Raw genomic sequence first — 22,740 nt, 5'->3', positions numbered from 1 at the left:
CGCCGGACGGTGCGCCGAACCGTTCGGTCGGGGAATTTCCCCAACCCGGCTACCGGGATGCCCAGCGGCTGCCTAGACTTGCTCTGCCGGAGAAGATCTGTCCGGCGACGACCCATGGGGAGGAACGGTGCCACTCTCGGAAGAGGAGCTCCGACTGCTCGAGCAGATGGAACGCGCCCTCGTCGAGGAAGACCCCAAGTTCGCGTCGACGCTGCGAGGCACGGCGTTCCGCCGATCCGCCCGTCGCCGCGCCGTGATCGCGGGGGTCGGATTCGCCATCGGCGTCGCGGTCCTGATGACCGGTGCGGTCGCACGGATCACGGTGCTCGGCATCGCCGGGTTCGTCGTGATGCTCGGCTCCGCCACCGTGGCGCTCGCCGCGATGCGCGGTCAGCACGGCCCTGCCGCGGCCGACCCGCGGGCCAGCCACCCGAGCCGCGGGGGCTTCACCGTCATCGACGGCGGCCGCCGGACCAAGCGTTCCGGCGCCGGCTCGGGCTCCCACGGGTCCTTCATGGACCGGATGAACGAGCGCTGGAACCGCCGCCGCGAGACCGGCGGGTTCTAGCGGCGGATCCGCGTCAGGGGCCCGACGAGGCGATCTGGTCGACGACCCCGCCGTACTTCGCCTCGAAGGTGCCGACCGAGGCACGCCGCCGGCGCGACGACAGCACCGTGCGCGGCCACCAGGTGGCCCGGCGTCGGGCGGACCGCGGAGCCCCGCCGGCGAGCGCCGCGACGCAGGCCTCGCCGTCGGCGCGCAGGCGCGTCGGGTCGAGCGTGGTGCCGGACCGGGAGTAGCGGTCGAGCTCGAGCGTGTGGACGAGGCGGTCGAGGGCGCTGACCGCCTCGAGGGCGACGCCGGGGCCGTGAGCCGGGCGCTCGACCGTGTCGGGCCCCACCGGCGCGCCGAAGTGGTCGACCAGCACCGCCCGGGTCGCTCGCGGGGAGCGGTCCCGCGGCCAGGGCACCCCGAGGTCGACGGCGGTGTCGCGCAGCTCGGCCCAGACCGCCTCCGCGCCGCCCGACGACAGGCGTCGCTCGCGACGCCGGGACCGGAGGCCGCGGGGGAGCAGCAGCCCGCACGCCACCAGCACCAGCGCACCGAGGCCGCCCAGGACCGGCAGCCACGGGAAGCCGGAGCCGGTGTCGGAGTCCTCGGTCGCCGCGGCGACCGACTCGGAGTCGCGGGGCCGCGACGGCGCCGCGGTGACCGACGCGCTCTGTGACGCCGACGGAGCGGTGGTCGGCTTCTCCTCGCCCGACCCGGGGACGGTGTAGCCCGGCACCTCCTCGGCCCGACCGGCCGGCGTCGGCTCGAACCGCACCCAGCCGGCGCCGTCGAAGTAGAGCTCGGGCCAGGCATGCATGTCGCGACTGCTGTAGACCCAGGTGTTGGGCCCGTCCGGCTCGGGCTTCAGGAAGCCGATCGCGACCCGCGCCGGGATCCCCAGCTCCCGCGCCATCACGGCCATCGCCGAGGCGAACTGCTCGCAGTAGCCGGTGCGGCCACCGGGGCCGTCGGAGAGGAACTCGACGAGCGCGTCGCTGCCGTTGCCCTGCGCCCGGTCGAGGGAGTAGGTGAAGCCACCGTCCTCGCGGAACCAGTTCTGCAGCGCCACGGCCTCCTCGTACGGCGTGGTCGCGTCCGCGGTCACCTGGGCGGCGAGGTCGTGCACGATCGACGGCAGGTCGTCGGGCAGGTCGGTGAAGATGTCGCTGACCTTGCCGGTCGGCGGTCCGGCGTCGGCGAGCCGGTCGGCGGAGAGCTCCAGGTGCACCGCGGTCATCGAGTACTGCAGCGACGCGGTGCTCAGGTCGTCGTCTCCCGCGATGAAGTCCATCGTGTTGTCGTCGTAGCGCCAGTTGCCGTCGGCGACCACCCGGCTCACGGGCGGCTCGGTGGGCAGCCAGCGCGAGTCGAACGCGGGGAGCGCGGTCACGGTGTACGGGTACTCCTTGCGGCTCACCTCCGTCGCCACGCCCTCCGGGGGCGGCATCAGGCCGTCGGCCTCGTTGTCGGCGGGCACGTCGCGGTTGCCCGGGCTCCACTCCGCGTCGCTGAAGCGCGTCAGCGCCAGGATCCGGAGGTACGACGGGTCGGGGTCGTTCGTGGTCACCCGGACCAACGGCTGGTCGTCGCCCCGCTTGAGGTCGCGGACCAGGTCGGCCGTCGGGTTGTCGACGCGGATGTCGTCGCCGCCGCCGGAGCCTGGGCCGAAGTCGAAGACGTGCAGGCCCGTCGCGGGGATCAGCACGGGGATCAGCACCGCCAGCGCGGTCGCCGCGCCGCCGACCAGCCCGGCGGTCCCGCGCACCACGTGGGCGCCGGCGCCGAAGGAGATCGGGTCGCCGGTCTCCTGGTCGAGGCCGAGCGGGCGACCCCAGCGGGAGACCTGGTCGCTCTCCTGGAGGAAGAGCAGGCCGAGGAAGCCGGCCGCGGTGCCCGCGAAGATCCACCAGCTGACGGCGTCGCCGACCATCCCGACCGGGATGGTGAAGACCGCCAGCAGCGGGAGGCCGGCGAGCGGGGCCCGGCGCAGGGTGCAGGCGAGCAGGTCGACCAGCAGCAGGCACGCCAGCCCGCCGGCGATGAGGAGCGGGTCGACCGGGGGCGCCTCGGCAGGCACCGGGGCGGCGTACCCCTGTGCGCTGTCGACCGCGTCCGTGATCGCCTCGGTCAGCTCGCCCCAGGCGCCGCCGATCGGCAGCGGCGAGCCGGTCAGGAAGAGGCAGGCGAGCATGCCGGTGACGGCGACCTGGAAGAGCACGACCAGGGGTCCCGGCCACCGCCACCAGCGTGCGGCCGTCCCGGTGCCGGCGACCACCAGCGCCAGCAGGAGCAACGGGTTGAGGAAGCTGCCGGGCGTGACGGTCAGGTCACGCCAGGCGGACATCGCCAGCCACGTGGTGCCGGCGGCCACCGCAGCGACGAGCAGGTTGGAGGTGAGGCGGCCCCGGGACCGGTTCATGTCGTGACCCCCGTCGACTGCGACCGTGAGCTCTGGGTGCTGCTGTGGGCGAGCTCCTGCCAGACCGACTCGAGCCGGTCACGGGGCCGTAGCGCAGCGGCGCGCCAGCCCTGCTGGCCGAGCAGCCGGGGCGTGCTGTCGCCCGGGGGCGCGCCGATCCACGCGTCGACGTCCACCGCGATCGCGACCGCTGAGCCCGCGTGGTGCTGCATCCGACGCAGCACGGCCAGGTCGGAGGGCTCGACCGCGCCGAAGACGGCGACCGTGAGGCCGCCGTGGGCGCCCTCGCCGAGCCAGCTGGTGTCCAGTCGGGGCTGCGAGACCGGCTGCACGACGGCCAGGGACTCGAGCAGGGGACCGGTGTTGAGCGCGGCGCCGCGGACGTGCCACGCGCTGCCGGGCTCCTCGCCGGTCGCCGTGACGAGGCGTACGGCGAAGCCGCGGTGCGTCAGGTGGACCGCGATCGAGGCGGCGGCCGACACCGCGGCCTCCAGGGACGAGGCGATGCCCTGGCCCCGGTGGGCGATCACCCGGTTGTCGAGGAAGAGCGTCGCGCGCGACTGCCACGGCTGCTCCTCGCGCCGGACCATCAGCTCGCCCAGCTTGGCCGAGCTGCGCCAGTGAACGCGGCGCAGGTCGTCGCCCTGGCGGTACTCCCGGACGGTCACGTCCTCGGCGCTGCCGGTCGCGAACGCCCGCGGCCGGTTGTCGCCGGAGCCCGTCCACGCCCCGCCGAGCGGGATGTGGGGGAGCGGCACCGTCCGCGGGGTGACGGTGAGCGGGACCGTGGTCCGGAAGGTGCGGCCGAGCTCGACCAGCCCGAAGGGGTCGCTGACGCGCACCGACATCGGACCGATCTCGAAGCGGCCGCGGACGTCGGAGCGGACCTGGTAGCTGACGGAGTGCCGCCAGCCCTGGCTGATCCCCTCCAGCACGAACCGCGGGCGGGTGCCGAGCACGTAGGGGACCTGGTCCTCTAGGAGCAGCACGCCGTTGGGCGCGAGGCCGTCGTTGGCCAGGGTCAGCGTCACCCGGGCCGGCTGGCCAGCGGCGACGAGCTGGGGGGTGACGGTGCGCACCAGCGTGAGCCTGTAGCGGTTGCGGGCCAGGACACCCACCGTGATGAGGGTCAGGGCCAGCAGCAGCACGCCGACCCGGGCCAGCGTCGACTGGTCGAGGACGACGGCGCACACGACGGCGGTCACACCGGCGGTCAGGAACGCCCGTCCGCGAACGGTGAGACCGGCCAATGCCTCTCGCACGTCAGCGGGTGCCTTCGGGGACGGCGACGGCGGCGACGATCGCGTCCAGGATCGCGGTGGTCGACCGGCCGCTCATCGCGGCCTCGACGCTCGGCAGCAGCCGGTGCGCGAGCACCGGACGGGTGAGCCGGTGCACGTCGTCGGGGAGCACGTAGTCGCGGTTGTCCATGGCGGCCACGGCCTTCGCCGCCCGGACCAGGTGCAGCGTCGCGCGCGGCGAGGCTCCCAGCGACAGCTCCTCCGAGCGGCGAGTGGCCGCGGTGATCGCGACGGCGTACCGCTGCACCGCGTGCGAGACGTGGACCTGGTTGACGATCCCGATCAGCTTGCGGATCTCGGCGGCGTCGGTCACCGGCTCGAGGTCGTCGAGCGGGTTGGCTCCGGTGTGGGAGTCGAGCATCGCGATCTCGGCCGCCTCGACCGGGTAGCCGACGGAGACCCGGGCCATGAAGCGGTCGCGCTGCGCCTCGGGGAGGGCGTAGGTGCCCTCCATCTCGATCGGGTTCTGGGTCGCGATCACCATGAACGGCTGCTCGAGGTAGTACGTCGAGTTGTCGACGGTGACCTGGCGCTCCTCCATGCACTCCAGGAGCGCGGACTGCGTCTTGGGCGAGGCCCGGTTGATCTCGTCGCCGACCACGATGTTGGCGAAGATGCCGCCCGGCCGGAACTCGAACTCACGCGTGTTCTGGTTGAAGACCGAGACGCCGGTGACGTCGGAGGGCAGCAGGTCCGGGGTGAACTGGATCCGGCGCACGGAGCAGTCGATGCTGCGGGCCAGGGCCTTGCTGAGCATCGTCTTGCCCACCCCGGGCACGTCCTCGATGAGCAGGTGACCCTCGGCGATCAGCACGGTCAGCGCGGAGTTGACCACGTCGGGCTTCCCCTCGATGACGCGCTCGATGTTGGTGCGCACCCGGCCCACCACCCGTGCCAGCGTCTCGAGATCGGCCCCGCCCGTCACTGTGCCGCCCGCCGAACTGTCCACGTCGTCCCTTCCCCGTTGCCCGGCCGGCTCCCGTGAGCCGGTCATCGCTTGCCCCCACCGTAAGTCGTGGAGGGAAACCTACGTGGCCCGATGGGCTACACGCATCTGACTCTCACGAAGCGCACCTGGTTGCGCGCCGACGCCCCACCACCCCCCACCAGGCGCCCCAGTTCCCCCCACCCGCGCACCACCCGTGCGGCCGGGACGCCGCCATACCACCGCTGACCTGCACAAACGTCGCGCGTACGGCCGGGTGCGACCGAGCCGGTCGGGGCGCCGGAGGTCGCCGTACCGCCGCAAACGGGCGCCGCGACACGCGTGAAGTGGTTGACGGTGGTGGATTGTGGAGTAGAGTGGAGCGCAGTGGAGGAAGCGGTACGGATCCGGTCGGGTCAGGGGAGTGAGGTGCCAGATGTTCTTCATGGGCACCTACACCCCGAAGCTCGACGAGAAGGGGCGGCTCTTCCTCCCGGCCAAGTTCAGGGATCGACTGGCGGAGGGGCTCGTGGTCACACAGGGACAGGAGAACTGCCTCGTGGTGTGGCCGACCGACGTCTTCATGGAGGAGGCCCGGCGAGCCCAGGCCACGCCGATGACGGTGCGCGGCGCGCGTGACTACGCCCGCATCCTCTTCGCCGGGGCCGACGAGGGATCGCTGGACAAGCAGGGCCGGATCGGCATCCCGGCCACGCTGCGGGAGTACGCCGCGCTGGAGCGCGACGTCGTCGTCATCGGAGTGATGGACCGGATCGAGATCTGGGACCCGAGCCGTTGGCGCGAGTACTCCACCGGAGCGCAGGAGAAGTTCGCCGAGCTCGACGAGCAACCCGCTTCACCGAACTGAACAAGCGATCCGCAGGACGAGGTCTCGAGCCCGCTCCCGCGACATCTGGGGCACCTTCCCCGGTTCCAGATGTCACCTTCCTTCGGGAGCGGGCAGGGACCTGGTCAGGCGGATCGCACAGCACCTCACTCGAGTACTTCCCCAGCACCACCACATCGAGGGTCGAGAACCAGATGAGCATCGCGCCAGCGGCAACGTCGCCGCAGTACGCCGAGCCGGCGGACACCGCGCCCCGGGTGCGGCACCAGGCCAGGGACGCCGCCACGTTGATGGCGTTCTCCGCCGCCACCTCCCTCGGGGTCGCCGCGGTCTTCCTGCTCCTCGCAGTCGCGGCACGACAGGCCTGACATGTCCAGCCCCTCCCACGTCCCGGTCCTCTTGGACCGGGTCGTCGCTCTGCTGGCGCCCGCGCTCGACCGCCCCGGCTCCGTCATGGTCGACGCGACGCTCGGCCTCGGCGGCCACACCGAGGCGGTGCTCTCGCGGATCGAGGCGACCCGCGTCATCGGCATCGACCGCGACCCCCAGGCCCTCGAGCTCGCGAGCGAGCGCCTGGCGCCGTACGGCGACCGCTTCACCGGCGTCCACGCCGTCTACGACGAGATCCCCGACGTGCTCGCCGACCTCGGCCTGTCGAGGGTCGACGGCGTCCTCTTCGACCTCGGCGTCTCCTCGATGCAGCTCGACGTCCGCGAGCGCGGTTTCGCGTACGCCGAGGACGCGCCCCTCGACATGCGGATGGACGGCACGGTCGGCATCACCGCGGCCGAGGTGCTCAACACCTACGAGGCGCGCGACCTGACCCGCATCCTGCGCGACTACGGCGAGGAGAAGTTCGCCCGCAAGATCGCCGCTGCGGTCGTGCGCGAGCGGGCCAAGGAGCCGTTCACGAGCTCGGGCCGCCTGGTGGAGCTGCTGTACGTCGAGATCCCCGCGCCGGCGCGCCGTACCGGGGGACACCCGGCCAAGCGCACCTTCCAGGCGCTGCGGATGGAGGTCAACGACGAGCTCGCGGTCCTGCGCCGCGCGATGCCCGCGTCCATCGACGCGATCAACGTCGGGGGCCGGGTCGTGGTCGAGGCCTACCACTCGCTCGAGGACCGGCTGGTCAAGCAGGCGTTCGTCGCCGCGACCCGCAGCGACGTCCCGGTCGACATGCCGTTCGTGCCGGAGGGGCACGAGCCCACGCTGCGCCTGGTCACCCGGGGCAGCGAGAAGGCCAGCGCGGAGGAGATCTCCGAGAACCCGCGAGCCGCCTCGGTGCGGCTTCGTGTGATCGAGCGAGTGCGAGACAGGGGAGCGGCATGAGCAGTCCGGCCTTTCAGATCCGGTCACGGATCCCGCGGTTCGCCGAGGGTGCGGTCGAACGGGCCCGCCTCACGGTCGTCCCGCGTCGGCGTACGACGGCCGGGCGGGCGCCGTTCCTCGCCCTGGTGTCGATGGTGCTGCTCGGCGGCGTCGTCGGGCTGCTGCTCTTCAACACCTCGATGCAGCAGGCGTCGTTCGCGTCCACGGCCCTCGAGCAGCAGTCGACGCGGCTCGCCGCCCGCGAGCAGAGCCTCTCGATGGACCTCGACCGGCTCCGCGACCCCCAGCGGATCGCCGAGGCGGCGCTGCGGCTCGGGATGGTCCAGGCCTGCAGCCCGGCCTTCCTCCAGCTCGGCAGCGGCAAGGTCACCGGCGCCCCCTGCTCGGACCCGAACCCGTTGCGGGTCAACCCCAACCCCCCGGCCAAGCCCGCGATCCTCAACCCGCGGACCAAGATCGTCCGCGTCCCGGCCAACTCGTCGGCCGACACGGCGAGCGGCAACGCGGACCGGGCCGGTCGAGACGGTAAAAAGAAGAACCGCTAGTTCACAGCCGTCCCACCCGTCACTCACCGACAACGACCGAGGAGCAGCCGTTGCCCGCGACCACGTCGCCCCGTGGCACCCGGCGCGGGTCCCCGCAGCTGCGGCTCCGGCTCGGCTTCCTGGTGATCGCGATCGCCCTGTCGGTCTTCGGCGCCCGGCTGGTGCAGCTGCAGGGGCTCGACCCCAACTCGTACGCGCAGATGGCGACCGCCGAGAACCTGCGTGACGTCGTGCTGCCCGCCGAGCGCGGCGACATCCTCGACCGCAACGGTGAGCCGCTCGCCGACTCCGTCGACGGCATGATGGTGATCGCCGACCCCGCCCTGACCTCGGAGAAGGCGGCCGCGCTGGCGTCCTTCCTCTACAAGAAGCTCGACGTCGACTACGCCTCGACGCTGAAGAAGCTGCGCGCCGACAGCCGGTTCGAGTACATCGCCCGCCGGGTCCCGTCCACGATCGCCACCGAGGTCCTCGCCGAGGCGAAGGCGCACAAGTTCAAGGGGCTCAGCACCCTGCGCGACCCGGTGCGTGACTACCCCGCTGGCGACGTCGCGGCCAACCTGGTCGGCTTCATCGGCACCGACGAGCCGCTGGCCGGCTTCGAGCGCACCTTCGACAAGTCCCTCTCCGGCAAGGACGGGTCGTCGACCTACGAGGTCGGCGGCGGCAACCGGATCCCGCTCGGCGAGAGCACCGTGACCAAGCCGCGCGACGGCAAGGACCTCAAGACCACGCTCGACCTCGACCTGCAGTGGTACGCCCAGCGGGTGGTGCGGCAGGCCGTGGAGGACTCCGGCGCCGAGTCCGGCTTCGCGATCGTGATGGACACCCGCAGCGGTGGCCTGCTGGCGGTCGCCGACGACCCGACGTACGACGCCAACGACCCGACCGCCTCGCCGAAGGCCGACCTGGGCTCCCGCGCGCTGCAGGACGTCTACGAGCCCGGCTCGGTCGAGAAGGTGCTGACCGTCAGCTCGCTGATCGACCTCGGCGTCATCTCGCCGCGCACCAAGATCGCGGTGCCGCCGCAGCTGCGCCGCGAGGACCGTCCGATCAACGACTGGTTCCCGCACGGCGACATCCGCCTGACCCTCGCCGGCGTGATCGCGAAGTCCTCCAACATCGGCACCGTCCTCGCGGCCGACAAGTTCAAGCAGGGGCAGCTCGACGCCTACCTCAAGAAGTTCGGTCTCGGCCAGCGCACCAACATCGGCGTCCGCGGCGAGACCCAGGGCCTGCTGCCGGACGGCAGCACCTGGACCCACCAGATGCAGGACCGCATCGCCTTCGGCCAGTCCGTGTCCGTCAACGGGGTGCAGATGGCGGCGGCGGTCAACACGATCGCCAACGGCGGCGTGCGGATCTCGCCCAGCGTGATCCAGGGCTCCGCGACCACCGACGACGGCCAGTCCGTCGGCACCGACCACGCCACCCGCGAGCGGGTCGTCAGCGCGAAGGCCGCGCACCAGACCATGCTGATGATGGAGCGCGTCATCGACCCCGAGGTGGGCGTGGCGCCGGGCGCCGCGGTGCCGGGCTACCGGGTCGCCGGCAAGACCGGTACGGCGCAGCGCGTCGGCGCCGAGTGCGGCTGCTACGACGGCACGGACACGGTCTCCTTCGCGGGCTTCGCGCCGGCCGACGACCCGAAGTTCACCATCTACGTCGTCGTGCAGAACCCGTCCAACGGCGGCGGTGGCGGCTCGGTCGCCGGACCGGCGTTCTCGAAGATCATGAGCTACGCGCTGCGCCGCTACGGTGTCCCGCCGACCGGGACCCAGCCCTCGCGCCTCCCCGTCGAGTGGTGACGGTCGCGCAGCGATAGGTTCACGTGGTGAGCGACGACGAGGTGGCCGCGACCCGGCCCGCGAAGCCTGCGCACACCCCTCTCACGGCCCTCGCCGCCTGGTTGGGTGCCGACGTGGTGGGCGCCCCCGACGGACCCCTCGATCCCACCGTCACCGGCATCTCACTCAGCTCGCAGCGGATCCTCCCGGGCGACCTGTACGCCGCGCTGCCCGGCGCGCGCCGGCACGGAGCCGAGTTCGCGCAGGCGGCGGTCGCCTCGGGTGCGGTCGCGCTGCTCACCGACGAGGCCGGCGCCGACCTGGCCGCGGTCGACGTACCCCTGGTCGTGGTCGACCACCCGCGTGCGGTGCTCGGGCGCCTGGCCGCCCGGGTGTACGGCGACCCCGCCGCCGGGATGCGGATGATCGGGGTCACCGGCACCCAGGGCAAGACCACCACCACCCGGCTCGCCGAGAGCGGCCTGGAGCTCGCCGGGATCCGCGCCGCCGTGATCGGCACCGTCGGCACCCGGGTCGGTGGGGTGGACGTGAAGACGTCCCTCACGACGCCCGAGGCGCCCGATCTGCACGGGCTCTTCGCGATGATGCGAGAGCGCGACGTCGAGGTCTGCGCGATGGAGGTCTCCAGCCATGCGCTGGTGATGGGCCGGGTCGACGGGGTGGTCTTCGACGTCGCCGTCTTCCTCAACCTGGGTCGCGACCACCTCGACTTCCACCGCGACGTCGACGACTACTTCGACGCCAAGGCGTCGCTCTTCACCCCGGAGCGCGCCCGGCTGGGGCTGGTCAACGTCGACGACGAGCACGGGCGGCTGCTGCTGGAGCGAGCCACGGTCCCGCTGCGCACCTTCTCGAGCGAGGGCGCCGACGCCGACTGGCGGGTCTCCGACGTCGAGCTGACGGCCGTCGGGTCGACGTTCGTCATCACCACGCCCACCGGCGACCGGATCGCGGCCGGCTGCCCGCTGCCGGGCGACTTCAACGTCTCCAACACCCTGGCTGCGGTCGCCGCGGCGGGGGAGGCCGGGCTCGACCCGGTCCGTGTCGCCGCCGGCATCGCCGACGGCGGGGGCGTCCCCGGCCGGCTCGAGCGGGTGGACGCCGGCCAGGACTTCGTGGTGGTCGTCGACTACGCCCACAAGCCGGACGCGGTCGCGGCGGCGATCGGCACGCTCCGTCCGCTCACCGCGGGCCGGGTGATCGTGGTGCTCGGGGCCGGCGGCGACCGTGACCCCGGCAAGCGGCCGATCATGGCCGAGATCGCGGCCCGGCTGGCCGACGTCCTCGTCGTCACCGACGACAACCCGCGGACCGAGGACCCGGCGGCGATCCGCGCCGCGATGCTGGCCGGCGTGACGGACCCGGCCGCCGAGGTGCTCGAGGTCGGCGACCGCCGGGAGGCGATCCGGGAGGCGCTGCGTCGGGCGGAGCCCGGCGACATCGTGCTGGTCGCGGGCAAGGGACACGAGACAGGGCAGGAGATCAACGGCGTGGTGCACCCCTTCGACGACCGCGAGGTCGTTCGCGAGGCACTCGGATGATCCCGATGACCCTGCAGGAGATCGCGGCCGCCGTGGACGGGACGGTCAGCCCGGACGTCGCCGACGTCGTCGTCAGCGGACCGGCGTACGTCGACAACCGCGCGGCCGTCGTCGACGGGCTCTTCGTCGCCGTGGTCGGCGAGCGCGTCGACGGCCACGACTACGCCGACGGTGCCCACGCGGTGCTGGGCAGCCGCCCGACCGGCGCGCCGACCGTCGTCGTCGACGACGCGGTGGTCGCGCTGGGCCGGCTCGCGCGGCACGTGGTCGACCGGCTGGACGCCACGGTGCTGGCGCTGACCGGATCGCAGGGCAAGACCGGCACCAAGGACTACCTCGCCCAGCTGCTCGCCACCGAGGGCACCACCGTCGCGACCCTCGGCAACCACAACAACGAGCTGGGCGTCCCACTGACCGTGCTCGCCGCCGACGCCCACACCCGCTACCTCGTCGTGGAGATGGGCGCCCGCGGCGTCGGCCACATCGCCTACCTCTGCGAGATCGCGCCGCCGCAGGTGTCGACGGTGGTCAACGTCGGCACCGCGCACATCGGCGAGTTCGGGTCGCGCGAGGCGATCGCGCGGGCCAAGGGCGAGATCGTCGAGGCGCTGCCGGCCGACGGGGTGGCCGTGCTCAACGCCGCGGACGACCTGGTCGCCGCGATGGCCGGCCGGACCGACGCCCGCATCCTGACCTTCGGCCGCGGCGGCGACGTCTCCGCCCGCGACGTCGAGGTCGACGACCTCGACCGGCCGTCCTTCCAGCTCGGCCACGCCGGGGAGTGGCAGCCGGTGACCTTGCGGCACAGCGGCGCGCACCAGGTCGAGAACGCCCTGGCCGCCGCGGCCATGGCGCTCGCCGTGGGCCTCCCGCTCGAGCAGGTGTCGACCGGGCTCAGCTCCGCTGCCGAGTCGTCCCCGAAGCGGATGGAGGTCCACGAGCGCGCCGACGGCCTCGTCGTGATCAACGACTCCTACAACGCCAACCCCGCCTCGACCACGGCCGCGATCGAGGCGCTGGCGGTGATCGGGCGTCGGCGTGGGCGGCGTACGGTCGCGGTCCTCGGCGAGATGCGTGAGCTCGGCGACAGTGCGTATGCCGGGCACGTGGAGGTCGGCGCCGCCGCCGCAGCGCTCGGGATCGACGTGGTCGTGGTGGTCGGAGACGCCGCCCGCGGCATCGTCGACGGCCTCCGCACCGCCGACCCGGCCTGGGACGGTGAGGCGATCGTCACGGCGGGGCGCGACGAGGCACAGGACTGGGTACGGGAGAATGTCGCGGCCGGGGACGTCGTCCTCGTCAAGGCGTCGAACGGCGTCGCGCTGTGGGTGATCGCTGAAGAGCTGGTCGTCCAGGACCTGGAGGGAGGGACGAGCACGCCGTGAGAGCCATTCTCTTCGGGGGCGGTCTCGCCCTGCTGTTCTCGCTGCTCGGTACCCGGGTGGCGATCAACCTGTTCACGAAGTGGGGCTACGGCCAGGAGATCCGCGACGACGGACCGACCAGCCACCACACCAAGCGCGGCACGCCCACGATGGGCGGGGTCGTCATCATCCTCGCGACCGTCGTCGGCTACTTCGGCTCGCTGCTGATCACGCAGACGCCGCCGTCGGCGTCGGCGCTGCTGCTGCTCTTCCTCTTCGTCGGGATGGGCCTGGTCGGCTTCCTCGACGACTACATCAAGATCTCCAAGCAACGCAGCCTCGGCCTGCGCAGCAAGGCCAAGATGATCGGCCAGACGGTCATTGCCGTGGTCTTCGGTGCGCTGGCCCTCTCGCCGTGGCTCGAGGACGGCGACGGTGTCACGCCCGCCTCGGAGAAGATCTCCTTCCTCCGCGACATCAGCTGGCTGGCGCTGCCGATGCTCCTCGCGGTCCTGCTGATCTGGCTGATCATCGTCGCCACCAGCAACGGCGTGAACCTCACCGACGGCCTCGACGGCCTCGCCACCGGGGCCTGCACGATGGTGTTCGCGGCGTACATGATCGTGAACATCTGGCAGAGCAACCAGCTCTGCGGCCCGACGCCGACGACGTCCTGCTACGACGTCCGGGACCCGCTCGACCTCGCGATCGTCTCGGCGGCGCTGACCGGCGCCTGCTTCGGCTTCCTGTGGTGGAACGCCTCGCCCGCCTCGATCTTCATGGGCGACACCGGGTCGCTGTCGCTCGGCGGCGCGCTCGCCGGCCTCGCGATCCTGACCCGCACCGAGCTGCTGCTGGTCATCCTCGGCGGCCTGTTCCTCGTCGAGACGCTGTCGGTGATGCTGCAGGTCGGCTACTTCAAGCTCACCAAGGGCAAACGGATCTTCCGGATGGCGCCCCTGCACCACCACTTCGAGATGCTCGGCTGGGAGCAGGTCACGGTCGTGATCCGGTTCTGGATCATCACCGGGCTCTGCGTCGCCGGCGGCCTCGGCATCTTCTACGCCGAGTGGGTCGCACGGCTGTGAGCACCCCGCTGTGACGCCGGACGGTCTCGGTCGCCACGACTCCTGGGAGGGCGTCCGCGCGGTCGTGGCGGGCTTCGGCGCGTCCGGCTTCGCCGCGGCCGACAACCTCAACCACCTCGGCGCCCACGTCGTCGCGCTCGACGAGTCCGACGCTGGCGACCGGGCCGAGAAGGCCGAGCTGCTCGAGGTGCTCGGCGCCGACGTACGCCTCGGTCCCGGCGCCACCGCGACCCTGCCCGACGACGTCGACCTGCTGGTCGTCTCGCCCGGGCCGACCACGCCGCTGCTCGCCCAGGCGGTCGCCCGTGGTGTCCCGGTGTGGGGTGAGGTCGAGCTGGCGTGGCGGTTGCGCGACCCCCAGCACGACACGCCCTGGCTGTGCGTGACCGGCTCCGACGGCACGACCACGACGGTGCAGATGCTCGACGCGATCCTGCGGGCGGCGGGCAGGCGCAGCATCGCCGTCGGCCAGGCCGGGCTGCCGATCGTCGAGGCGGTCATGGACCCCGAGCCCTACGACGTGCTCGCGGTCGGGCTCTCCGGCTCCCAGCTGCGCCACACCGGCTCGATGAGCGCCGAGTCGGCCGCCGTGCTCGCCGCCGAGGACGACGCCGCCGAGCGCGGGCGCGTCTACGAGCAGGTGCAGCGGGCCTGCGTCTACAACGTCGCCGACCCCGAGACCGAGCGGCTCGTGCGCGAGGCGGACGTCGTCGAGGGCGCCCGCGCGATCGGCTTCACCCTCGGCATGCCCGCCGTCGGCATGGTCGGCCTGGTCGAGGACATCCTGGCCGACCGCGCCTTCATCGAGCAGCGCGACAACAGTGCCGCCGAGCTGTGCACGATCGCCGACCTGGCGTCGCCGGAGCCCGCCTTCGTCGCCCACGCGCTGGCGGCCGCCGCCCTGGCCCGGGCGCACGGCGTCACTCAGGCCGCGGTGCGCGACGGGCTGCGGGCCTTCCGGCCCGAGAGCGCCTGAACGTCGATCCCGTCGCTTTCGCGACACGCCCCTGGATGTTCCCGGCCTGGCGCTCCTCGCGGACGAGACTGGAGCCGACTGCGCCGACGCCGTACGCCGTAGCCGCCTAGCCACCGACCGGGAGGGACCGCGATGACCACCGCGAACCCCCTCGACGACGCACCTCACCGGACCGACCGGCGCCCGTCGGCGATCCGGCACTGGTACGCCGTCGCCCGCGACGCGCTCGACCGGCCGCTCACGGCCTACTACCTGCTGCTCGGCACCTCCGCGCTGCTGCTCACCATCGGCCTGATCATGGTGCTCAGCGCGTCCAGCGTGTACTCGTACGAGAAGAACGACGGCAACTCCTACGCCGTCGTCACCCGCCAGCTGATGTGGGTCGCGATCGGCATCCCGTGCGCCTGGGTGGCCTCGCGGCTGCCGCTGGGCGTCGTCCGCCGGTTCGCGTGGCCGGCGATCCTGCTCGCGATCGTGCTGCTCGCGCTGATCCGGGTGCCCGGCCTCGGCGTCGAGGTCAACGGCAACACCAACTGGCTCGGGCTGGGCCCGGTCCAGATCCAGCCCGCCGAGGTGGCCAAGCTCGCGATCGTGCTGTGGTCCGCGCACATCTACGCCCGCAAGGAGAAGCGGCTCCACAGCATGCACGAGCTGTTCTTCCCGGTGGTGCTGGGGATCGGGCTGGTGATCGTGCTGGTGATGCTCGGCAAGGACCTCGGCACCGCCCTGGTCATCGTCGCGATCCTGCTCGCGATGCTGTGGGTGGTCGGCGCGCCCGGCCGGCTGTTCACCACGGCCCTGGTGATCAGCGGCGTCGTGGCGCTCTACCTCGCGACGACCAGCCAGCACCGCCTCGACCGGATGAAGACCTTCACCGACCCGTTCAAGGACTTCGAGCACGCCGGCTGGCAGCCGGCCCACGGTCTCTACGCGCTCTCGTCCGGCGGCGTCTTCGGGCAGGGCATCGGCGCCAGCCAGCAGAAGTGGGGCGACCTGCCCGAGGCCCACACCGACTTCATCTTCGCCGTGCTCGGCGAGGAGCTCGGCCTGGTCGGCACCCTGCTCGTGATCGGCCTCTTCCTGACGATCGCGTACGCCGCGATCCGCGTCGCGACCCACACGGTCGACCCGTTCGTGCGCTACCTGACCTTCGGCATCGTGGCCTGGCTGCTCGGCCAGATGATCCTCAACGTCGGCATGGTGCTCACCCTGCTGCCCGTCATCGGCATCCCGCTGCCGCTGGTCTCGTACGGCGGCTCCGCGCTCGTGCCGTCGCTGGTCGCGCTCGGCCTGCTGATCGGCTTCGCCCGCCGCGAGCCGGAGGCCGCCCGCGCGCTGGCCCAGCGCAAGAAGGCCCGGTCGGCCGGCCTCTCGGCCGGTCGGTCCGCTCACTAGTCTTGTCCGCGATGCGCGTACTCCTCGCCGGCGGTGGCACCGCCGGACACACCTCGCCCCTGCTCGCCACCGCCGACGCGATCCGACGGCTCGCCCCGGACCTCGGCATCGAGGTCGAGATCACCTGTCTCGGCACGCCCCGCGGCCTCGAGAACAGGGTGGTCCCCGAGGCGGGCTACCCGCTCGAGCTGATCCCGCCGGTCCCGCTGCCGCGCAAGCCCAACGCCGACTTCTTCAAGGTGCCGCTGCGGCTCCGGGCGGCCGTCACGGAGACGCTCGCGGTCTTCGACCGGGTCCGGCCCGACGTCGTGGTCGGCTACGGCGGCTACGTCTCGATGCCGGCCTACCTCGCGGCCCGGCGCCGCAAGCTGCCGCTCCTGGTGCACGAGCAGAACGCTGTCCCGGGCCTGGCCAACAAGGCGGGCGCCCGGGTGGCGCAGCGCGTCGCGGTGAGCTTCCCCGACACCCCGCTGCCGAAGGCGGAGTACGTCGGCCTGCCGATCCGGACGATGATCTCGGGCCTCGACCGGGCGGCGTTGAGGGCCGAGGCGCGGGAGTTCTTCGGCCTGGACCCGGACCGGCCGACGCTGCTGGTCACCGGTGGCTCGCAGGGAGCTCGCAAGCTCAACCAGTCGGTCTCCGGCGCTGCCGCCGCCCTGGCGGCGGCGGGGGTGCAGGTGCTGCACGTGGTCGGCCCGCAGGGCGACGCCGCACCCGAGACGGGCGACGTCCCGTACGTCGTCGTCAACTTCGTCGACCGGATGGACCTCGCCTACGCCGCCGCCGACCTCGTGGTGTGCCGCGCCGGCGCGAGCAGCGTGACCGAGGCCGCGGCCGTCGGCCTCCCGGCGATCTTCGTGCCGCTGCCGATCGGCAACGGCGAGCAGCGCCAGAACGCCCGGCCGATCGTCGAGGCCGGCGGCGCGCTCCTGGTGACCGACGCCGACCTCACCGCCGACTGGGTCGCGCGGACCGTGCCGGCGCTGGCCACCGACCCCGAGCGGCTGGCCGCGATGGGCGCCGCCGCCTCGGCGCTGGTCCCGCGCGACGCCGACGAGAAGCTGGCCCGGATGGTGTTCGAGGCGGCGCGCCCGTGAAGGTGCCCGTCCCGGATGAGCTGCTGCCCGTCGGGCAGCTCGGCCGCGTGCACTTCGTCGGCATCGGCGGCGCGGGGCTCTCCGGCATCGCCCGGATCATGCTCGCCCGCGGCGTCGCCGTCAGCGGCAGCGACGGCACGGACTCCCCGACGCTGCAGGCCCTGCGCGACCTCGGCGCGACCGTCCACCTCGGCCACGCGGCCGACCAGGTGCACGACGTCGACACGCTCGTCGTGTCCACCGCTGTGCGCGAGGACAACCCCGAGTACGTCGAGGCCGTCCACCAGGGCCTCCGCATCCTGCCGCGCTCGGCCGCGCTCGCCGCGGTGATGGCCGACCGCCGGGTGATGGCCGTGGCGGGCACCCACGGCAAGACGACGACGACCTCCCTCCTCACGATCGCGCTGCAGGCGGCCGGCGCCGACCCGACGTACGCCATCGGTGGCGATCTCGCGGCGACCGGGGTCAACGCGGCAGCGGGCTCCGGTGACCTCTTCGTGGCCGAGGCCGACGAGAGCGACGGCGCCTTCCTGCACTACTCGCCGTACGCCGCGATCGTCACCAACGTCGAGGCCGACCACCTGGACAACTGGGGCACGGAGGCGGCGTACGTCGCGGCCTTCGACGAGTTCGCCGACACCCTCGACCCCGACGGCTTCCTGGTGTGCGTGGTCGACGACCCGGGTGCCGCGGCCTTGGCCGAGCGGCACCGGGCGGCCGGGCGCCGGGTCGTCACGGTCTCCGCGCGCGAGCCGGGTGCGCTGGCCGGCGTCACGCTGTGGTCGCCGGGGGAGCACTACCTGGCCGACGCGCTCGCCGCGCTGGCCGCCGGGCGCGAGCTGGGCTTCGCCGAGGACGACCTGGTCCGCGGCCTGGTGTCCTACACCGGCACCAAGCGCCGGATGGAGCGCAAGGGCGAGGTCGGAGGGGTGCGTGTCTACGACAGCTACGCACACCACCCCACCGAGATCGCCGGCGACCTGGCCGCGGCCCGCGCGGTCGCGGGGGAGGGCCGCGTGGTCGTCGCCTTCCAGCCCCACCTGGTCTCCCGCACCCGCATCTTCGGCACGGCGATGGGCGAGGCGCTCGGCGCGGCCGACGAGGTGGTCGTCCTCGACGTCTACCTCGCGCGCGAGGACGCCGACCCGGCCGTGACCGGCGCGCTGGTCGCCGACGCCGTACCTCTCCCTGCGGAGCGGGTGGCGTTCGTCGCGGACTTCGACGCGGTCGCCGGCGAGCTGGTCGCCCGCGCCCGCCCGGGCGACCTGGTCCTGACCCTCGGCGCAGGGACCGTCACCGAGATCGCCCCGCGGGTGCTGGACCTGCTCGCCGGTGGGTCTGCCGATGGCTAGACGGACCACGCAGTCGGGCGACCCCGACGCGACCCAGGGCTTCGACGCGCTCGCCCCCGACCACGACGTGCCCGCTCCCGACCCGGCCGTGCTGCGCAGCCGGCGCCGGTTCGCGCGCCGTCAGTGGGCCCGCCGCTGGCTGGCCTGGAAGCCGGTCCTGGCCGTGGCGCTTCTCGTCGGCCTGCTGGTGGGCGGCATCTGGCTGGTCTTCTTCTCCTCCTTCCTGGCGGTGCAGGGCGTCCAGATCACCGGCACCGAGCACCTGCGTCCCGCGGAGATCGAGCGCGCCGCCGCCGTACCGGAGGGTGACCCGCTCGCCCGCGTCGACCTGGACCGGATCCGCACGCGCGTGGAGTCGCTGGCGGCCGTGAAGTCCGCCGACGTGACCCGGCAGTGGCCGGACAAGGTCCGGATCGCGATCGTCGAGCGCGAGCCGGTGGCCGTCGTCCAGATCGGCGACCAGCTGCGCGGCATGGACGCCGAGGGCGTCGTCTTCCGTGACTACGCCAGGGCGCCCGCCGACCTGCCCCGGGTGACGACCTCCGCCAACACCGGCACCGAGGCGCTGCGCGAGGGGGCGCTGGTCGTCGCCACGCTCCCCAAGAGCCTCGCCGTCAAGGTCGACCACGTCGACGTCAAGACCATCGACGAGATCTCCCTCGAGCTGCGCGACGGCCGCGAGGTCGAGTGGGGGAGCGCGGAGGAGTCCGAGCAGAAGGCCGCCGTCCTCGCCGACCTGCTCACCGCCGTCAAGGCCCAGCACTACGACGTCAGCGTGCCCGGGCAGCCGACGACGAAGCCGTAGGGGAGCGCGGGTTTCACCGGCTGCCCGGTGAAACCCGCGCGACACGCCGGGGTCGATCGGCGTGTCGTGCGGGATTCACCCGACAACCCCGTCGGACGTGGGCGTGTCGCCACGATCTGGGTGCCGCCGGTGCCTACTGTCGTGACCACGGCGAGGTTGACATAACTATAACCCTCAGGCTGAGGGTCAGAGTTGAGGGACACGCCGGACCAGCTTCCCCGGGCAGCAGCACCGGACAGCAGCACACGACCAGCAGCATCCATCGAGCAGCGAGAGGCGAAGTCGCCGTGGCAGCAGCACAGAACTACCTGGCCATCATCAAGGTCGTCGGTATCGGTGGTGGTGGTGTCAACGCCGTCAACCGGATGATCGAGGTCGGACTCAAGGGCGTCGAGTTCATCGCGATCAACACCGACGCGCAGGCACTCCTCATGAGCGACGCCGACGTCAAGCTCGACATCGGTCGCGAGCTCACCCGCGGCCTCGGCGCCGGCGCCAACCCCGAGGTGGGTGCGCGCGCGGCCGAGGACCACTCCGACGAGATCGAAGAGGTCATCAAGGGCGCCGACATGGTGTTCGTGACCGCGGGCGAGGGTGGTGGCACCGGCACCGGTGGCGCCCCGATCGTCGCCCGGATCGCGCGGTCGCTGGGTGCGCTGACCATCGGCGTCGTCACCCGGCCGTTCGCGTTCGAGGGTCGTCGCCGCGCCAACTCCGCCGAGGAGGGCATCGCGCAGCTCCGCGAGGAGGTCGACACCCTCATCGTGATCCCCAACGACCGCCTGCTCTCGATCAGCGACCGCAACGTGTCGGTCCTCGACGCCTTCAAGCAGGCCGACCAGGTGCTGCTGCAGGGTGTCTCCGGCATCACCGACCTGATCACCACCCCCGGCCTGATCAACCTCGACTTCGCCGACGTCAAGTCGGTCATGGCCAACGCCGGCTCGGCACTGATGGGCATCGGCTCGGCCCGGGGCGACGACCGCTCGGTCCAGGCCGCGGAGATGGCCGTCTCCAGCCCGCTGCTTGAGGCGAGCATCGACGGCGCCCACGGCGTGCTGCTCTCGATCGCCGGCGGCTCCGACCTCGGCCTCTTCGAGATCAACGAGGCGGCCGCGCTGGTCGCCGACGCCGTGCACCCCGAGGCCAACATCATCTTCGGTGCCACCATCGACGACGCGCTCGGCGACGAGGTCCGGGTCACCGTCATCGCGGCCGGCTTCGACGGCGGCATGCCGAAGCGTCGCGACGAGGGCAACGTGCTGCGCCGTACGCCGGCGCAGGAGCCCAAGCCCGCGTCGGCTCCCGCCGAGAAGGCGCCGGTCCCGGCCAACGCCGCCCCGGCGGCGCGCCCGTCCTCCACCCCGCAGGCCGCCCAGCCGTCCGCACCTCGGCCGGCGCCGACCCAGGTGCAGTTCGACGACGACGACCTGGACATCCCCGACTTCCTGAAGTGACCTTCTTCTTCAGCGAGACCGTGCCGGTGACCACCGGCACGGTCTCGGTCGCGTTCACGGACCGGCGCCTCGACCTGGGCGACCTGGCCGAGCCCGCGGCCCGCGACGCAGCGCTCGCCGAGGTGGCGACGGCGACCGGCGCGACGCCGTACCTCATGCACCAGGTCCACGGGACCGACGTGGTGCTCGTCGAGGACGCCGGCGACGAGCGGCCGCACGCCGACGGGCTGCTGACCGCCCGGCCCGGGGTCGCGCTGCTGGCCCGGGCCGCCGACTGCGTCCCGGTGCTGCTGGTCGCGGACGACGGACTGATCGGGGCCGTCCACGCCGGCCGCGAGGGCGTACGCCGTGGCGTCGTGACCGCTGCGCTCGACAGCATGTGCGCGCTCGGGTCGACCGGGGTGCGTGCGTGGGTCGGGCCGCACATCTGCGGTGCCTGCTACGAGGTGCCGGAGGAGCTGCGCGCCGAGGTCGCCGCGGTCGTGCCCGCGACCAGCGCGACCACGAGCTGGGGCACGCCGGCGCTCGACCTGGGGGCCGGCGTCGTCGCGCAGCTGGAGGCGGCGGGGGTCGCCGTGACCGAGGTCGGCGGCTGCACGCGCGAGGACGAGTCCCTGCACTCCTACCGGCGCGACGGCGCCGCGGCCGGGAGACTGGCCGGCGTCGTGTGGAGAAGCCCGTGAGCGGCCGCCGCGACGAGCTCGCCGCCAACCTCGCGACCGTCCGGGAGCGGATCGCCGGCGCCTGCGCCGATGCCGGGCGCCCCGACGACGACGTCCGGCTGGTGGTGGTGACCAAGTTCTTCCCCGCCAGCGACGTCCGGCTGCTCGCCGACCTCGGCGTCACCGACGTGGGGGAGAACCGCCACCAGGAGGCCGAGGCCAAGGCCGCCGAGTGCGCCGACCTCGACCTCGCCTGGCACTTCATCGGCGGGCTCCAGAGCAACAAGGCGGCCGCCGTGGCGGCGTACGCCGACGTCGTCGAGTCCGTGGACCGCGCCAAGCTGGTGCGTCCGCTCGCGGCCGGCGCGCACACGCGGTCGCACGCCATCGACGTGCTGCTCCAGGTCAGCCTCGACCCGCCCGGACGCGACGGCCGGGCCGGTGCCGACCCCGGCGACCTGCCGGCGCTCGCGGCCGCGGTCGAGGAGGCAGGCCTGCTGCGGCTGCGCGGCCTGATGGCGGTCGCTCCCCTCGGGGAGGAGCCCGCGGCGGCCTTCGACCGGCTCGCCGCGATCCAGCGTGATTTCCTCACCGAGCGGCCGGACGCCACCTGGCTCTCGGCCGGGATGAGCGGCGATCTCGAGCACGCCGTCCGGGCCGGCGCGACACACGTGCGTGTCGGGTCCGCGGTTCTCGGTTCGAGGCCTCAGTTCAAGTAGGGTCCAACTACCAAGAGTGCGCCCTGCAACGGGTGCGGAGTACCGGAGGACACAGGTCATGAGCGGCGGAATGCGCAGGATCGGCGAGTACCTCGGCCTGCTCGAGGACACCGGTCGGTACGACGACGAGTACGGGTCCTACGAGGGCGAGTACGACACCCAGGAGACGATGCCGGTCTCAGCGCGACCCGTGAAGCGGGAGGGTCGGTCGGCTCCGGTCGCCGACCTGTCCGAGCGGCGGCGTACGACGCCCGGCCCGGTCGGGGTCGTGGCCGAGCTGTCCCGGATCACGACGCTGCACCCGCGCACCTACAACGAGGCGCGCACGGTCGGTGAGAACTTCCGCGACGGCACCCCGGTGATCATGAACCTGTCCGACATGGACGACACTGACGCCAAGCGCTTGGTGGACTTCGCGGCAGGACTCGTCTTTGCCACCCGTGGCACCATCGAGCGCGTCACCAACAAGGTCTTCCTGCTCTCACCGCCCAACGTCTCGGTCGCTGCCGAGGACAAGCAGCGCATCGCCGAGGGCGGGTTCTTCAACCAAAGCTAGG

At 72.8% G+C, this 22,740-nt stretch carries 21 protein-coding genes; 18 read left to right on the top strand and 3 right to left on the bottom strand.

Translation table 11 applies throughout. The features are described from left to right. Positions 1-127 precede the first annotated feature (127 nt). Positions 128-568, top strand: a complete 441-nt coding sequence (locus ABEA34_RS23615) for a DUF3040 domain-containing protein (RefSeq protein ID WP_345524213.1) — start codon at positions 128-130, stop codon at positions 566-568. A gap of 13 nt (positions 569-581) precedes the next feature. Here ABEA34_RS23615 and ABEA34_RS23610 read toward each other — a convergent pair whose 3' ends face one another. The 3 genes from ABEA34_RS23610 to ABEA34_RS23600 are packed head-to-tail and all read right to left on the bottom strand — an operon-like array spanning position 582 to position 5,267. After that, positions 582-2,972 (bottom strand): transglutaminase TgpA family protein, encoded by a 2,391-nt coding sequence (locus ABEA34_RS23610; protein WP_345524212.1) that lies wholly within the window; start codon positions 2,970-2,972, stop codon positions 582-584. After that, positions 2,969-4,234: a DUF58 domain-containing protein gene (locus ABEA34_RS23605; protein ID WP_345524211.1), complete on the bottom strand. Its 1,266-nt coding sequence runs from the start codon at positions 4,232-4,234 to the stop codon at positions 2,969-2,971. The genes ABEA34_RS23610 and ABEA34_RS23605 overlap by 4 nt, the downstream gene beginning before the upstream one ends. A gap of 1 nt (position 4,235) precedes the next feature. Beyond that, the gene (locus ABEA34_RS23600; protein ID WP_425576908.1) at positions 4,236-5,267 is read right to left on the bottom strand and encodes an AAA family ATPase; all 1,032 of its coding nucleotides are present in this window, start codon (positions 5,265-5,267) and stop codon (positions 4,236-4,238) included. 367 nt (positions 5,268-5,634) lie between these two features. Between ABEA34_RS23600 and mraZ the strand changes: the two genes are divergently transcribed. The 17 genes from mraZ (at position 5,635) to ABEA34_RS23515 (ending at position 22,739) form a co-directional block, all read left to right on the top strand. Further along, positions 5,635-6,066, top strand: coding sequence for a division/cell wall cluster transcriptional repressor MraZ (gene mraZ, locus ABEA34_RS23595; RefSeq protein WP_345524326.1), 432 nt, complete (start codon positions 5,635-5,637; stop codon positions 6,064-6,066). A gap of 173 nt (positions 6,067-6,239) precedes the next feature. Further along, positions 6,240-6,413 carry a hypothetical protein gene (locus ABEA34_RS23590; protein ID WP_345524210.1) on the top strand — a complete coding sequence of 58 codons (174 nt, stop codon included), beginning with the start codon at positions 6,240-6,242 and terminating at the stop codon, positions 6,411-6,413. A 1-nt stretch (position 6,414) separates the two neighbouring features. Continuing rightward, on the top strand, positions 6,415-7,374 hold the full coding sequence (gene rsmH / locus ABEA34_RS23585; RefSeq protein WP_345524209.1) for a 16S rRNA (cytosine(1402)-N(4))-methyltransferase RsmH: 960 nt from the start codon (positions 6,415-6,417) through the stop codon (positions 7,372-7,374). Continuing rightward, positions 7,371-7,919 (top strand): cell division protein FtsL, encoded by a 549-nt coding sequence (gene ftsL, locus ABEA34_RS23580; protein WP_345524208.1) that lies wholly within the window; start codon positions 7,371-7,373, stop codon positions 7,917-7,919. The genes rsmH and ftsL overlap by 4 nt, the downstream gene beginning before the upstream one ends. A 50-nt stretch (positions 7,920-7,969) precedes the next feature. Next, positions 7,970-9,727, top strand: a complete 1,758-nt coding sequence (locus ABEA34_RS23575; protein WP_345524207.1) for a peptidoglycan D,D-transpeptidase FtsI family protein — start codon at positions 7,970-7,972, stop codon at positions 9,725-9,727. A 26-nt stretch (positions 9,728-9,753) separates the two neighbouring features. Further along, entirely contained in the window at positions 9,754-11,268 is a 1,515-nt protein-coding gene (locus ABEA34_RS23570) for a UDP-N-acetylmuramoyl-L-alanyl-D-glutamate--2,6-diaminopimelate ligase (RefSeq protein ID WP_486348348.1), read from the top strand. Next, positions 11,265-12,653 (top strand): UDP-N-acetylmuramoyl-tripeptide--D-alanyl-D-alanine ligase, encoded by a 1,389-nt coding sequence (locus ABEA34_RS23565; RefSeq protein WP_345524206.1) that lies wholly within the window; start codon positions 11,265-11,267, stop codon positions 12,651-12,653. The genes ABEA34_RS23570 and ABEA34_RS23565 overlap by 4 nt, the downstream gene beginning before the upstream one ends. Then, positions 12,650-13,720: a phospho-N-acetylmuramoyl-pentapeptide-transferase gene (gene mraY, locus ABEA34_RS23560; RefSeq protein ID WP_345524205.1), complete on the top strand. Its 1,071-nt coding sequence runs from the start codon at positions 12,650-12,652 to the stop codon at positions 13,718-13,720. The genes ABEA34_RS23565 and mraY overlap by 4 nt, the downstream gene beginning before the upstream one ends. Before the next feature lie 10 nt (positions 13,721-13,730). Next, positions 13,731-14,696 (top strand): Mur ligase family protein, encoded by a 966-nt coding sequence (locus ABEA34_RS23555; protein ID WP_345524203.1) that lies wholly within the window; start codon positions 13,731-13,733, stop codon positions 14,694-14,696. A 132-nt stretch (positions 14,697-14,828) separates the two neighbouring features. Further along, positions 14,829-16,091, top strand: a complete 1,263-nt coding sequence (gene ftsW, locus ABEA34_RS23550) for a putative lipid II flippase FtsW (RefSeq protein WP_345524202.1) — start codon at positions 14,829-14,831, stop codon at positions 16,089-16,091. 11 nt (positions 16,092-16,102) lie between these two features. Beyond that, entirely contained in the window at positions 16,103-17,188 is a 1,086-nt protein-coding gene (murG, locus tag ABEA34_RS23545) for an undecaprenyldiphospho-muramoylpentapeptide beta-N-acetylglucosaminyltransferase (RefSeq protein ID WP_345524201.1), read from the top strand. After that, positions 17,185-18,540 (top strand): UDP-N-acetylmuramate--L-alanine ligase, encoded by a 1,356-nt coding sequence (locus ABEA34_RS23540; protein WP_345524200.1) that lies wholly within the window; start codon positions 17,185-17,187, stop codon positions 18,538-18,540. The genes murG and ABEA34_RS23540 overlap by 4 nt, the downstream gene beginning before the upstream one ends. After that, positions 18,533-19,345: a cell division protein FtsQ/DivIB gene (locus ABEA34_RS23535; protein ID WP_345524199.1), complete on the top strand. Its 813-nt coding sequence runs from the start codon at positions 18,533-18,535 to the stop codon at positions 19,343-19,345. The genes ABEA34_RS23540 and ABEA34_RS23535 overlap by 8 nt, the downstream gene beginning before the upstream one ends. A 287-nt stretch (positions 19,346-19,632) precedes the next feature. Then, complete coding sequence (gene ftsZ, locus ABEA34_RS23530; protein WP_345524198.1) at positions 19,633-20,802, top strand: cell division protein FtsZ; 1,170 nt, start codon at positions 19,633-19,635, stop codon at positions 20,800-20,802. Further along, entirely contained in the window at positions 20,799-21,485 is a 687-nt protein-coding gene (locus ABEA34_RS23525) for a purine nucleoside phosphorylase YfiH/LACC1 family protein (RefSeq protein ID WP_345524197.1), read from the top strand. Before ftsZ ends, ABEA34_RS23525 begins: the two co-directional genes overlap by 4 nt. Further along, positions 21,482-22,183 (top strand): YggS family pyridoxal phosphate-dependent enzyme, encoded by a 702-nt coding sequence (locus tag ABEA34_RS23520; protein WP_345524196.1) that lies wholly within the window; start codon positions 21,482-21,484, stop codon positions 22,181-22,183. The genes ABEA34_RS23525 and ABEA34_RS23520 overlap by 4 nt, the downstream gene beginning before the upstream one ends. A 58-nt stretch (positions 22,184-22,241) precedes the next feature. Continuing rightward, the gene (locus tag ABEA34_RS23515) at positions 22,242-22,739 is read left to right on the top strand and encodes a cell division protein SepF (RefSeq protein ID WP_345524195.1); all 498 of its coding nucleotides are present in this window, start codon (positions 22,242-22,244) and stop codon (positions 22,737-22,739) included. Position 22,740 lies beyond the last annotated feature (1 nt).

Origin of the sequence: Nocardioides conyzicola (assembly GCF_039543825.1) — a bacterium.
GTDB lineage: Bacteria > Actinomycetota > Actinomycetes > Propionibacteriales > Nocardioidaceae > Nocardioides > Nocardioides conyzicola.
Note: the sequence above shows the minus strand (reverse complement) of the source record. Positions and strands in the feature narration are given on the sequence as shown.